Source organism: Desulfuromonas sp. TF (assembly GCF_000472285.1).
Classification (GTDB): Bacteria; Desulfobacterota; Desulfuromonadia; order Desulfuromonadales; family ATBO01; genus ATBO01.
Map to the genome: position 1 here is coordinate 104,709 of NZ_KI421420.1, position 13,159 is coordinate 117,867.

Annotated in this window: 11 protein-coding genes; 4 read left to right on the forward strand and 7 right to left on the reverse strand. The window is 62.7% G+C overall.

Going from position 1 to position 13,159, the window contains the following annotated elements; all coding sequences use genetic code 11:
* Positions 1-24: 24 nt before the first annotated feature.
* Positions 25-429 carry a GFA family protein gene (locus DTF_RS0111115; RefSeq protein ID WP_027715382.1) on the reverse strand — a complete coding sequence of 135 codons (405 nt, stop codon included), beginning with the start codon at positions 427-429 and terminating at the stop codon, positions 25-27.
* A 31-nt stretch (positions 430-460) separates the two neighbouring features.
* On the reverse strand, positions 461-748 hold the full coding sequence (locus tag DTF_RS0111120; protein ID WP_027715383.1) for a hypothetical protein: 288 nt from the start codon (positions 746-748) through the stop codon (positions 461-463).
* 289 nt (positions 749-1,037) lie between these two features.
* Between DTF_RS0111120 and DTF_RS25490 the strand changes: the two genes are divergently transcribed.
* From DTF_RS25490 to DTF_RS0111135, 3 genes are read left to right on the forward strand one after another with little or no spacing between them, the layout of a single operon-like run.
* Entirely contained in the window at positions 1,038-2,339 is a 1,302-nt protein-coding gene (locus tag DTF_RS25490; protein WP_051361239.1) for an ATP-binding protein, read from the forward strand.
* A 3-nt stretch (positions 2,340-2,342) separates the two neighbouring features.
* Positions 2,343-2,789 carry a response regulator gene (locus DTF_RS0111130; protein WP_027715384.1) on the forward strand — a complete coding sequence of 149 codons (447 nt, stop codon included), beginning with the start codon at positions 2,343-2,345 and terminating at the stop codon, positions 2,787-2,789.
* Positions 2,790-2,846: 57 nt separating this feature from the next.
* On the forward strand, positions 2,847-3,986 hold the full coding sequence (locus tag DTF_RS0111135) for a PP2C family protein-serine/threonine phosphatase (RefSeq protein WP_027715385.1): 1,140 nt from the start codon (positions 2,847-2,849) through the stop codon (positions 3,984-3,986).
* A gap of 58 nt (positions 3,987-4,044) precedes the next feature.
* Here DTF_RS0111135 and DTF_RS26555 read toward each other — a convergent pair whose 3' ends face one another.
* From DTF_RS26555 to DTF_RS23150, 5 genes are all read right to left on the reverse strand, one after another.
* Positions 4,045-4,209, reverse strand: a complete 165-nt coding sequence (locus DTF_RS26555) for a hypothetical protein (RefSeq protein ID WP_155890792.1) — start codon at positions 4,207-4,209, stop codon at positions 4,045-4,047.
* A gap of 224 nt (positions 4,210-4,433) precedes the next feature.
* Positions 4,434-4,886, reverse strand: coding sequence for a hypothetical protein (locus tag DTF_RS0111145; RefSeq protein ID WP_027715386.1), 453 nt, complete (start codon positions 4,884-4,886; stop codon positions 4,434-4,436).
* 76 nt (positions 4,887-4,962) lie between these two features.
* On the reverse strand, positions 4,963-6,582 hold the full coding sequence (locus DTF_RS23145; RefSeq protein WP_081702925.1) for a TolC family protein: 1,620 nt from the start codon (positions 6,580-6,582) through the stop codon (positions 4,963-4,965).
* Positions 6,579-9,671, reverse strand: coding sequence for an efflux RND transporter permease subunit (locus DTF_RS0111155; RefSeq protein ID WP_027715387.1), 3,093 nt, complete (start codon positions 9,669-9,671; stop codon positions 6,579-6,581). The genes DTF_RS23145 and DTF_RS0111155 overlap by 4 nt, the downstream gene beginning before the upstream one ends.
* The gene (locus tag DTF_RS23150; RefSeq protein ID WP_226989289.1) at positions 9,668-10,879 is read right to left on the reverse strand and encodes an efflux RND transporter periplasmic adaptor subunit; all 1,212 of its coding nucleotides are present in this window, start codon (positions 10,877-10,879) and stop codon (positions 9,668-9,670) included. The genes DTF_RS0111155 and DTF_RS23150 overlap by 4 nt, the downstream gene beginning before the upstream one ends.
* Positions 10,880-11,218: 339 nt before the next feature.
* On the opposite strand from DTF_RS23150, the gene DTF_RS23155 reads away from it, so the two are divergent.
* Positions 11,219-13,159 (forward strand): inorganic phosphate transporter (locus DTF_RS23155; RefSeq protein WP_155890794.1); only part of this gene is annotated, 1,941 nt, incomplete at its 3' end.

Sequence of the window (13,159 nt, forward strand, 5' to 3'; positions counted from 1 at the left end):
AGATGGGCGCTTTTCATCAACCGCCTACAGGTGCCGGGTCTCCGCCGGCGGCGATTGCCAGTTGTCGTTGCGACCGTCGACGTACGTGACGGGCGCGGCGGCGAGCTCGGCGGCGTCCGCGTCGTCGAGGCAATTGACGTTGACGGCGTAGACCTTGCCTCCGAGATCCGGGCTATTTCCCCAGCCGAAGGAGTGAATGCCGCAGTGGCCGCAGAACAGGTGGTGGATATTCTTCGCGCCGAATTGATAATCCGTCAGGTCGCCCTCCCCCGAGAGCAGCCGGAAGCCCTCCGGCTTCACCATGCTCAGCCAGTTCCGCGTTTTGGTGCAGATCGAGCAGTTGCACCTGAACGTGCCTTCACTCAGATCGAGATCCGCCTCATAACGGATCGCACCGCAGTGGCAGCCTCCTTCGTAAGTCTTCTTCATGATCTTTTCTCTCCTTCTCTTGAATCGCTGGCTACGACGGTTCCAGCTCCAGCATCCGGCAGGCGGTGGCGAAAGCCTCCTCCAGACGCTCCCGATCGGGGGGACCCTCGGCCTCGCTCAGGGCGATGACATCGGCGATGGCCTTTTCCACCTCCGCCGTCGACTCCTCGGACAGATCCCCGGCGCGCACGAGCATGCGGCTCCATGTGAGAAGTCCCTGCAGATTTTCGATCCCGGCGTAGTAAAGGACGTTCATCAGGGCGGTGACGCGAACTTCCTCCGCATTCGCCGGAGGATACATTTCGAAGTTGTCGGACATGGATGGCCTCTTCCTGATGGTGACAGTCACGCGAACCGTGCCGATCCCGCTGGCGGAATGCTGCAGGGCAAGGGCGAACAGGCAAGTAAAAATATACCAGACGGAACGACGTTGTTAAGGGGTTTCCATGCGATGGCTGGCCTGTGGAAGCCGAATAAATGCCCCGCCTAAGATCCTGTTGCATCAGTTGTTTTCCCCAAGAGAGCTGTCATAATTCATGAAGGCTTCCCGGTCAGCCTTCCTGACCGGAACTGCTCAGGACGAATATCAGTGCCGGTAGGAGACATCGATGCCTGAGGATGATTTCGAGAAACGCCGAGGGGAGGATGAGCAGTTCCAGCGGCAGATCCTGCTGCTCCAGGCGATCATCCGGATCTTCCGGGAGACGCCGGACTGCGAAGATGAGACGGAGGTGGCGCGGCTCGGCCTCAAAATCGCCGAAGAATTGTCAGGCAGCGCCATCAGCTTCCTGGGGGAGTTGAATCCGGAGGGACGTTTCGACACGACGACGCTGAGCGCGAGGGGGTGGAAGGCCTGCCGGGTTCCCCGCCCCGAAGCGGAAGAGATGCTCCGCAACATGCCGGCCCGAGGGATCAACCGGATCGGACTTCAGGAGGGCATTTCCTGGATCGTCAGCGATCCGGACTCCCACCCGGCCGCGGTCGAAAAGCCGCCGGGCCATCCCCCGATCAACTCCTTTCTGGGCGTCCCGTTGAAATTCATGGGAGGGATTACCGGCATGATCGGCCTGGCCAACAAAAAGGGGGGCTACACTCCGGCCGATCAGCAGGAGATGGAAGCGCTTTCCGTGGCCTTTGCCGAGGCGCTCAATCGCCGGCGGGCGGAGAAAAAGATCGAAGAACTGAACCTGGAGCTGCAGTTCCATCTTCGGCAGCTCAAGGACGCCAACAAGGAGCTGGAAGCCTTCAGCTACTCGGTCTCTCATGACCTGCGGGCGCCGCTGCGCCACATCACCGGATTCGTGGAACTGCTGAACAAGCGGGATGCAGAAGTGTTGGACGAGAAGAGTCGGCACTACCTGCAGGTCATCTCGGAATCTGCACAGAAAATGGGAATGCTGATCGACGACCTTCTCTCCTTCTCCCGCATGGGCCGCGCCGAGATGATGAGGACCAGGGTCGATATGAACCGGATCGTCGAGGAGATCATCGCCCAGGTGAAGGCGGAGACGAAGGGACGGCAGATCGCCTGGGAGGTCGCGCCCCTGCCGGCGGTGGAGGGGGATGCTGCGATGCTGCGCCTGGTGATGATGAACTACATCATCAACGCCCTGAAATTTACCGAGCCGATTCCCGAGGCGCACATCGAGATCGGGGCGGTCGCCGACCGTCCGGACGAAACCCTCTTTTACGTCAGGGACAACGGCGTCGGCTTCGATATGAAATACGTGAACAAGCTCTTCGGCCTCTTCCAGCGGCTCCACGGCTCGGATGAGTTCGAGGGGACCGGCGTGGGTCTGGCCAACGTCCGCCGCATCATCCACCGGCACGGCGGCCGGACCTGGGCCGAAGGGGAGGTGGGCGGCGGAGCTGCCTTCTGGTTCTCCCTGCCGAAAAAAGAGGAGAAATAGCCGATGATGATGTTGAGGCGGATCCTGCTGGTGGAGGACAATCCGAATGATGCGGAACTCACTCGCGAAGCGCTGGCCGAGCACAATCTCGCCAACTCCGTCGACTGGGTCAAGGACGGCGAAGAGGCCCTCGACTATCTCTACAGCCGGGGGAAATATGCCGATCGCCCCTCGGGCGACCTGGCCGTTGTCCTCCTCGACCTCAAGCTCCCCAAGGTGGACGGCCTGGAGGTGCTGCGCACTCTCAAGGCCGATGCGAAGCTCAAGTACACTCCCGTGGTGGTCCTCACATCATCCCGCGAAGAGCAGGACATGATCGAGAGCTACCGCCTGGGAGTGAATGCCTACGTGGTCAAGCCGGTCAACTTTCACGATTTCACGGACGCGGTCAGGGAACTCGGCGCCTTCTGGGCGATCGTCAACGAGCCTCCCCCGGCAACGTGTCCGTGACAGGTCAGGTTCAGGTTGGAACAGGGGAAATTCCCCTTCCGAATAAGGTTGAATGAGATGTCCAAGCATCTGCGGATTCTTCACCTTGAGGACGATCCCCGGGATGCGGAACTGGTGGAGGCGACTCTCGAAACCGAAGGGTACGCCTGCAACATCCGGGTGGTCGACAACAGCGATGATTTCATCGCCGCGCTGGCCGAAGACGGATTCGACCTGATCCTGGCCGACTTCGCCCTCCCCGGCTTCGACGGAATGTCCGCGTTGCGGCTGGTTCGGACATTGCAGCCTGAAATCCCCTTCATCTTCGTCTCCGGGCGGATGGGGGAAGAAACCGCCATCGACTCCCTGAAAAACGGCGCAACCGATTACGTTCTGAAGAATCGGCTTTCCCGGCTGCTGCCTGCCGTAAAGCGAGCTCTGCTCGAAGCTTCTGAAAGGGAGGAGCTCAGAAAGGCCGAAGAGGCCTTGCGCGAAAGCGAAATGCATCGCCTCCAGCTCGAGGTGGAACTGCGCTATGCGGCCGAGATTCAGGCGAATCTGCTGCCGCGCCGCCAGCCGCACATCCCTGGATTCGAGATCGCCGCCCGCTGCCTCCCGGCCAAGCAGGTAGGCGGCGATTTCTTCGACTGGCAGGAGGTATGCCCCGGCGTCTGGGGGTTCACCCTGGGGGACGTCATGGGGAAGGGAATGGCGGCGGCCATGCTCATGGCCACGGCCAGGGCCGCCCTTCGTTCCGTGGCCCACAATCGGCCCCAGGAGGCCATGCGTCTGGCCGAGCAGGCCCTGCTGACCGACCTGGAAAACTCCGAAAGCTTCGTCACCCTGTTTCACGGCCAGCTTCATGCGGCCGCCCGCCGTCTCACCTTCGTCGACTGCGGCCACGGTTACGCCTTTCTGAGGCATGCCGACGGAGCGGTCGAAACGCTCTCCCCACACGCTCTTCCCATGGGGGTGCCGGGCCCGAAGATTTACGGGGAAGGAGCAGCCATCCTGGAAAAGGGGGATATCCTGGTACTTTACAGTGACGGTCTGATTGACGCGAACCCGGAACTGGCCCTGGACAATCCGACCCTTGCCAGGCACCTGGAAGGCGCTACCGACGCCCCCGAGATGGTCGATCGCCTGATCGCCCTGCCGGGAGTGAAGGGCTTTCTGCCGGATGACTTGACAGTCCTCGTGGTGTACTGCACAGAATAACGGTACAAAAAAAAGGCGGCATATAGCCGCCCTTCGAAAGATTCTGGCACTGCAATCCTCATGCTCCGGTCGGTGACGGCTCGTTCATGTAGGCGACTTCCATGGGGGTCATTTTACGGCCGCAATGCATATAGTCGGTCTTGTCGGCTTCCATATGCGCGACCTTGCATCGACAAACCTCGCAATAGTACATCTCTTTTTTTTCTGATTTCTTCTCTGTCATGACTTCTCCTTTCGTCTGGGGGAGAACATCACTGGTGCCGAATCCTGAGTTTCAACCCATTATATCTCTCTTGGGTAATTATTTCAAATTTCAAGAACTTATGATCCAATCGGCGCACAGCTTGCGATATCTGGTTGGAAGGGCAGGGATTCTTAAGTGCTTCGACAGCGGGTTGAGCAGCAGCGAGAACTGGGCGACGTTTATAAGACTTCCTATCCGTGAAGCTATTTAAGTACTTCGGAATTGAAGTTGAAATTGTGAACACGAAAAGACTCGCCCTGATCAAGCAATCCAATAGAGATAACGGCTTTACCGTTTTCATATTGAGCGTCTATCTTGTATGTAATTATTTTTTTCTCCTTATAATCATTTGTTCGTACAACATCCACTTGTAAAAATTCCGGCTCTTCCAGTCTTTGAAGATTTCCGAGTTGGGACAGGTAAGTCACAATTTCGACTAATTTATCTTCTGAAGTCCCTTCCAGCGATTGGGCCGTCATGTATCCTTTAATTATTTCAGGATCCCATTTCGAAATTTCAGGAATTACCATTTTCAAATAAGGTACAACGGTTGTCTCATATTGAGCTGCCTTTTGACGTTTAATCATTTCAATGCTGACAAATGCGATGACAAGGAAAGAAACGACAACGCCTGCAATCACGAAATACTTTTTCACGAAACCTCTCTTAGTCGTATGAAGGGAAAAGGGGGACGGATTTCAGGTCCGGAAGTTCAATACCTACGGCTCCGGCTCACAGCACGGAATCGGCGAAGCGGATGCCCCGGCGCTCGAGCAGGCTACCCTCGGCCAGATAGAGCCGGACCAGGGCGATGCGGTAGTTGACGATCGCCTCGACCTCGGCAATTTGGCTGACCAGCAGATCGCGCTGAGCCTGGGCCACCAGCAGGGCGGTGCTGGCGCCGACCTCGAAGCGCTCCAGCTCCGCCTGCACCGTCTCTTCCTGCAGGGCGCGGGTCGCCCGGGAGGCGGCGATCTGCTGCCCGGCCCGGTCGACCTCGTTGGCCGCCAGCCGCACGTCGAGACGGACCAGCTGGCGCAGGTTGCCGACCGCTTCGGCCGCCTGTAGGCGGGATGCGCGCGCGGCCAGATCGCGCCCCTCGGCGCTGCGGTTGCCGAGGAAATGGCTCAGCCGGATGCCGCCGGTGACGTCGTAGGCCGGACCCTCCAGTTCCCGGAAGGAATCGCTGAAGGTGTCGGCGAAGCCGCTGCGGCCGAGGGCGATGAACAGGTCGAGGCGCGGCAGCAGGCCGTTGCGGGTGACCACCGTGGCCAGGCGGTTGCTCGCCAGGCGCAGGCGGGCTTCGTTGAGGTCGGGGCGCAGCTGCTCGGCAAGCTGAAGGCGTTCGGGCAGATCGGTGACCGGCTCGGCTTCGAGGCGCGGATCGCTGACCGCGACCACGGAGCGATCGAGCGAATCGTCCGAGCCGGGGTTGACCAGACGCAACAGGCGCAGGCGCCGCTCCTCGAGCAGGCTCCGTGCGTTGATCAGCGCCTGGCGGCGCAGGGCCACCTCGACGCGGGCCGCCGCCGCCTCGATCGGCGCGAGGATGCCGACCTCGATGCGCAGCTCGATGGCGTCGCGCTGCTGCTCGGCGACGGCCAGGGAGCTTTCGAAGATGGCAATTTCCTCCCGGGCGAGCACATAGTTCCAGAAGGCGATTTCCGCGTCGGCAAGGACCGCCTCGGTGAAGCCGCGCAGCTCGTAGCGGCTGGCGGCGGTATCTAATTCGGCCTGTCTCACCTCGGCCAGGTTCACCGCGGGACCGAAGCCCCGCAGCAGCGCCTGGGTGACGCTGAGGCCCAGGCGGGCGGACTGCTGCTCGGGGGCGCGGTTGGATATGCTTCGCTCCTGGGAGACGGTCGCCTCGAATAAGGTTCCGGTAGGCAACTCCTGGCGGATGCCGGCGACGGCGAAGCGGTCGCTCCCCTCGACGCTGAACTCGGTGCCGGTGGAGCGGGCTGTCTCCTGGGAGCGCTCCTCGCCGTACTCGAATTCGGCGAAGAGTTCGGGATCGAAGCGCCCCCGCTCGATTGGCTCGAAGGCTCCTGCGATCACGGGATCGAGATTGCGCACCCGCAGATCGCTGTTGTTGGCAAGCGCCAGCATGACCGTCTGCTCCACGGAAAGCTCGAGTGGGCCTTCGTCCGGAACGGCCACGCGCTCCTCCGCGGGCGGATCGAGGTGCCAGGGCTCAGGGACCCGGATAGGATCTAAAGGCGCCTTGGCGGCGGCCTCCCGGGGAGCTTCCTCGAACACGCCCCATCGGTCGGGGCGGGCGCAGCCGCTCAGCGGCGCTGACAGCAGCAACAGCACGGCGGTGGCGGCCTTCGACCATCGGGGAAATCTCATGGAGCGCTCTCCTCTTTGGACGAATGGAACAGGGAATAGACCACCGGGATGAGCACAAGGGTGATCAGGGTCGATCCTGTCAGTCCGCCGATCACCGCCCTCGCCAGGGGCGCCTGGGCATCGGCCCCCTCGCCGATGCCGAAAGCCAGCGGCAGCAGGGCGAGAATGGTGGTCAGGGTGGTCATCAGAATCGGCCGCAGCCGCCTACGGCCGGCCTCGGCCACCGCCTCGCGCACCGGCAGACCGCGCCGCAAGAGCTGTCCGGCCTGGTCGACCAGCAGGATGGCGTTGTTGACGACGATGCCGCCGAGCATGATGCAGCCGATGTACGACTGCAGGTTCAGGGTCGTCCCGGTAAGGAAGAGAATGACCAGCACCCCGATGGCGGCCAGGGGGACCGAAGCCATGACCACCACCGGATCGCGGAAGGATTCGTACTGGCAGGCGAGCACCATGTAGACCAGCACCAGGGCGAGGATCAGCGAAACGACCAGTTCGCGGAAAGCCTTCTGCTGCTCCTCGAAGTTGCCGGCCACCCGCAGGTCATAACCGACCGGCCGGGGAATCCGGTCGAGAAGTCCCTGCACCTCGGAAGCGACAGATCCCAGGTCGCGCCCGGCGACGTTCGCCTCCACCCGCACCAGCCGCTGCTGGTCCTTGCGGTCGATGAGGATCGGCCCGCGGCCGCTTTCGGCCGTGACCAGGTTCCGCAGGACCACCCGCTGCCCCGAATCGGTGGTCAGGGTCAGGTCGAGGATCTCCTCGATGGAGCGCTTCTCGGCATCCTTGAGCTGGACGAAGATGCGGTAGGACTCCCCTTCGGCACGGAACTCCCCGACCTTGGTCCCGGCGACGGCGGTCTCCAGCACCCGGGTCACGTCGCGTACGCTGAGGCCGATATCGGCTATTTTCTGCCGGTCTACACGAATCTCCTGCTGCGGGATCCCCGCTTCGCGGGAAGTGTCGACATCGGTGACGCCGGACACCCGGGCAACACCCGCGGCCGCCTGTCGGGACAGGATGTCCAGGGTAGAAAGATCGAAGCCGCGCACCTCGATGGTCACCCCCTCGTCGCCGCCGAGGAGCCGCTCGAGGAGGAACTGACCCTGAGGGGCGCGGGTGCGGATTTCCATCCCCGGAACAGCTTCGGAAAGCTGCCGCCGCAAGTCGGCGGCGATCTCCTCGTTGGAGCGCTCCCGCCGGGCAGCCGGCAGCAGGGAGAGATTGATCTGCCCCTGGGCGGCATCCCCCGGACGCCACCCCGAGGCCCCGACGCTGACCACCGAGGAGACCGCCTCCGGCACCGCGTCGTGGACGATCTTCTCCATGATCCGGGACTGCCGGTCCACCAGTTCCAGGCGGGTGCCGATCTCCATCTTGCCGGTCACCCGCACCTCCCCCTCGTCGCTCGGCGGCAGGAACTCGGTTCCGATGAAGGGGAGCAGGAGCAGGCTTGCGCCGAGCAGCGCCACCGCCGTCAGGATCGTGGCTGCCCGGTGGTCCAGGGCTCTCTTCAGCAGGTCGCGGTAACCGTTGTCGAGACCGCGGAACAGGTTGTCGGCGTGTCCGGCGAGGTATTCCATCCACGGCGCCCGCTTACGCCCACCGGATGTCCCGGAACCGGTGAGCAGCCGCGAGGCGAGCATCGGCACCAGGCTGAGGGCGACGAGCAGGGAGCAGACCAGGGAGAAAACGATCACCAGCGCCAGCTCCTTGAAGAGGATGCCGGCGACACCCCGGACGAAGACCAGCGGCAGGAAGACGACCAGGGTGGTGATGGTGCTGGCGATGATCGCCGTGCCCACCTCGCCGGTCCCCTCCACCGAGGCGGTCTGCAGGTCGTCCCCCTCCTCGGTGCGGCGCCGGAAGATGTTCTCCAGCACCACCACCGAGCTGTCGACCATCATGCCGACGCCGAGGGCCAGACCGCCCAGGGTCATCAGATTGAGGGTGAAGCCGCCGAAGTAGATCAGGGCGAAGGTCGCGATCACCGAAATCGGTATGGCCAGGGAGATGACCACCGTGCTGCGGATATTGCGCAGGAAGAAGAGCAGGACGACGATGGAGAGGCCTCCCCCGTAGAGGATGGATCGGGAGACGTTGGCGATGGAGCGCTCGATGAAGTTCCCCTGATTGACCACGGGCACGACGCGAATCTGGGGGAAGGCCTCGTTGACGGCGTCGATTTCGGCGAGCACCCGGCGGGAGACCTCGACGGTATTGGCGGCGGCCTGTTTGCGGATGGCGACCCGCAGGCCGCGCTCGCCGTTGACGCGGACGATGCGGCTCAGCCTCTCGTAGGTGTCGCGGACCTCGGCAATCTGGCCGAGGGTTACCGCCGCCCCCTCGCGCTTGAAGACCACGGTTTCGCGGACCTGCTGGAGGCTGGTGAATTCGGCCGGCGCCCGCAGGGTCACCTCGTAGCGCCCCTGCTCGATGCGCCCCGCCGGCAGGTCGAGATTGGCGTCGCGGATCGCCTGCAGCACCCGGTCGAGGGGGAGATCGAGGGCCCTGATCCGGTCGGGATCGAGCGCGATCCGCACCTCGCGGTTGAAGCCGCCCCACAGATCGACCTGGGCGACCCCGGGCAGACGGGAGAAACGGTACCGGATCTGATCCTCAACCAGCTGGGTCAGCTCCACGGGGTCGAGGCTGCTGGAGATGCCGAGCAGGACCACGGGATAGCTGGCGATGTCGAACTTGCTGATCCGCGGCCGGACGATGTCGTCGGGCAGCTCGTTGATCTCGTCTTCGAGCTTCGCCTGGACGTCGAGAGCCGCGGTGTCGATGTCGGTCCCCCAGACGAAGCTGACGCGAACGCTGCTGTTCCCCTCCGAAGACTGGGAGGTCATGTCCTCGACACCGGGAACGGTGGCGACGATCTCCTCGATGATCTGGGTGATCAGCCGCTCCATCACCTCCGGGCTGGCGCCCTCGTACTCGGTGCGGATGGTGAGGGTCGGCAGTTCGATGTTCGGCAGCAGGTCGATCTGCAGACGGCTGAGGGAGACGCCGCCGAGGATCACCACGATCAGGGTGACCATGGTGGTGAAGATCGGCCGCCGGACGCTGAAGCCGGGCAGTTTCATCGTCGCTCGGCCTCCTTCCCGCCGGCCGAAGCCGGAGCCCCGGCCTCGGCGGGGATGATAATCGCGGAGCCGTCGTCGACCAGCTGCTGTCCCAGCGTCACCACTCTTCCGCGGAGTCCCTCCCCCTCGACCTGCGTCTTGTCGCCTTCGCGGATCCCTACCCGCACCGGCCGCCAGGCGACCGAACGTCCATCCTCCGCGACCAGGAAAATCCCGGTGACGTCATCGCGCCGGACCAGGGCCTTCTCCGGAACGATGATCGCTTCGGCCAGGCGCTCGAGCACGATCTCGGCGCGGATGAACATTCCCGGCTTGAGCCTCCGGCCCGGATTGTCGATGGTCAGCTCGACCCTCGCCTGCCTCGTCTCCTGCCGGAAAACGGGAGCGATGCGCTCGATCCGGCCGCGGAAGGTTTCGCCGGGATAGGCATCGGTGCTCAGCGCAACCTCCTGGCCAGGATGCAGGCGGGCATAATCGACTTCGGAGACGTAGATCACGCCGTTGATCGGCTGCAGTTCGACAATGAGCAGCAACTCGGTATTGGCGGAGACCGTCTGACCCTCGTCAACATAGCGATCGGCCACCACCCGCTCGTCGTCCCCGCCGGCCCAGTCGGCGGCAATGGTAGTGTAGCCGAGCCGGATGTTGGCCGCCTCCAGAGAGGCCCGGGCCCGGGCGATCCGGGCGCCGGCGGCCTCGAGCTGAACCTTTTTCGCCAGCTGGTCGGCCCTGGCCGCATCGTACTGGACCTCGGATGCCACCCCCCGCTCACGCAGCTTCTCGGCACGGGCCAGATCACGCTCGGCGATCTCCAGGGCGCTCGCCGCCTCGGCGCGATTCGCGCGGGCCACCTCGAGATCGGCCCGGGCCTGGGCGACCGCCTGCACGAACTCCTCGTTGTCGAGTTCGGCCACCACCTGCCCCCGCGTGACGGTATCGGCGATGTTGACCCTCAGGCGCTCGACCCGTCCGGCGACCTTCGGCGCGACGACGAACTGGGCCTGCGGCTCCAGCGCCCCGCTGAAGGTGCGACGCAGCACGATCGGCCCGTGTTCGACCGGCGCCACCTCCACCGGCGCCGCGCGGCCGCCCCCGCCTTTGTCTGCTCCAGGCGTCCTCTCCCGCACCTGGCCGACCAACAGCCAGGCCAGCAACGCCACCCCGGCGAGCCCAACGACTATACCCGTGTTTCGGCCGGCCGGACTCACCTCTGTTTACTCCGATCCATCATCACCAATCCTTGATCCGGGATTTCCTCTTTTATTTACGTAAAAAGGGGAACTGTCATCTTGCCTCAACTCCTTGAGAAAACCATATTTTACGTATCGTGGCAACTGATTTCGGTTTTCTCCGCCGGCGCAAAATCGTCAAAAAAATCAAGTCCTAACACAACCCTAACAAAAAACGAATATACAGGCGCGGCGGCAGGAGTCCGCGTCCATCGATCAAACTAAAAACGGCCTGTATTCTTCGGGTGTTCCTGGTAATGTTGAGAGCAGGTGACCGGAGGCGATACGCCGCAAAACTGGAAAGGACACTTAAGCGACATGAGCACCGAGTTTCTCCTGGTCGGAGTCGGAATCCTCGTCATCATTGCCGTCTTCGACATCATGGTCGGGGTGAGCAACGACGCGGTCAATTTTCTCAATTCATCCATCGGCTCCCGGGTGGCGCCGAGAGCGGTCATCATGGTCATCGCCAGCCTGGGGATCATGGCCGGGGTGACCTTCTCCAGCGGCATGATGGAGGTGGCGCGGAAGGGGATCTTCCATCCCCAGCTCTTCACCATGCCCGAGCTGCTGACCATCTTTCTGGCGGTCATGATCACCGACATCATCCTGCTCGATCTCTTCAACACCTACGGGCTTCCCACCTCCACCACCGTCTCCATCGTCTTCGAGCTGCTCGGCGCCGCCGTCGCCGTATCGCTGCTCAAGATCATCCAGGCCGGAGCTGACCTGACGACTATCGTCGAGTATATCAATTCGGCCAAGGCGATCACCATCATCATGGGGATCCTGCTTTCGGTTGCGATCTCCTTCGTCTGCGGCGCCGCGGTCCAGTTTTTCACCCGTCTCCTGTTCACCTTTGACTACCGGCAGCGGATCAGGCGCTACGGGGCCCTGTGGGGCGGCCTCGCCCTGTCGTCGATTACCTATTTCATCCTGATCAAGGGGGCCAAGGGCGCTTCCTTCATGACCAGCCGCAACGTCGAGTGGATCAACGCCAACACCCTCCTGCTCCTGCTGATCATCTTCACCGCCTCGGCCGTCCTCCTGCAGATTCTGCAGATGATGCACTTCAACATCCTCAAACCGATCGTGCTGATCGGCACATTCGCCCTGGCGATGGCCTTTGCCGCCAACGACCTGGTCAACTTCATCGGCGTGCCCCTGGCTGGACTGCACGCCTATCGGGCGGCCATGGCGACGGCCGATCCGCTCACCGTCACCATGGGAGCGCTCGCCGCGAAGGTTCAGACGGAAACCCTGTACCTGCTGCTGGCCGGCGTCATAATGGTCGTCACCCTGTGGCTGTCCAAGAAGGCCCGGACGGTCACGGAAACGGAGATCGGCCTCAGCCAGCAGGAGGAGGGAAGCGAACGCTTCGAGTCGATCTTCCTCTCCCGCTCCATCGTGCGACTGGTGCTGCACCTCTTCGATACGGTCAGGGTCATCGTCCCGAAGGGTGTGCGTGCCCTGGTCAGCCGCCGCCTCAACCCCGAAGCAGCCCCGGCCCTCATCGATCCAGGGAAGAAGCCATCCTTCGACCTGCTTCGCGCGTCGGTCAACCTGATGGTGGCCAGCGCCGTGGTCTCCTACGCCACCGCCTACAAACTTCCCCTTTCGACCACCTACGTCACCTTCATGGTCGCCATGGGGACCTCCTTCGCCGACCAGGCATGGGGGCGCGAAACCGCCGTCTACCGCATCACCGGGGTGCTGACCGTCATCGGCGGCTGGTTCCTGACGGCGCTCATCGCCTTCACCTTCGCCGGGCTTTTCGCCGCCGTCATCTTCTACGGCGAAGGTTTCGGAGTCCTCCTCCTGCTGGCGCTCGCCGGGGCGCTGATCTGGAATGCCCACCGCAGGCACCGGACCATGGCGGAAGAGACGCTGAAGGAGAAGGTTTTCAATCTCAAATCCGTCGAGGATCCCCTGAAAAGCGTCGAGACCACCTTCGAGCATATGAGCTTCCTGCTGAAGGAGATCCGCGAATCCCTCGACGCCACGCTGGAGGCCCTCTTCAGGCAGAGGATCGACCTCCTCAGGGTGCGGCGCAAGCGGCTGAGCAAGATTCAGCAATGGTCGAACATCATCAGCGCCAACATCTTCAAGACCATGAGGCTGATCGACCAGAAAGGGCTCACCGTCTCCCACCGATACGCCCAGACCATCCGCCGCCTGCAGCCTCAGGGTGCGGCGCAAGCGGCTGAGCAAGATTCAGCAATGGTCGAACATCATCAGCGCCAACATCTTCAAGACCAT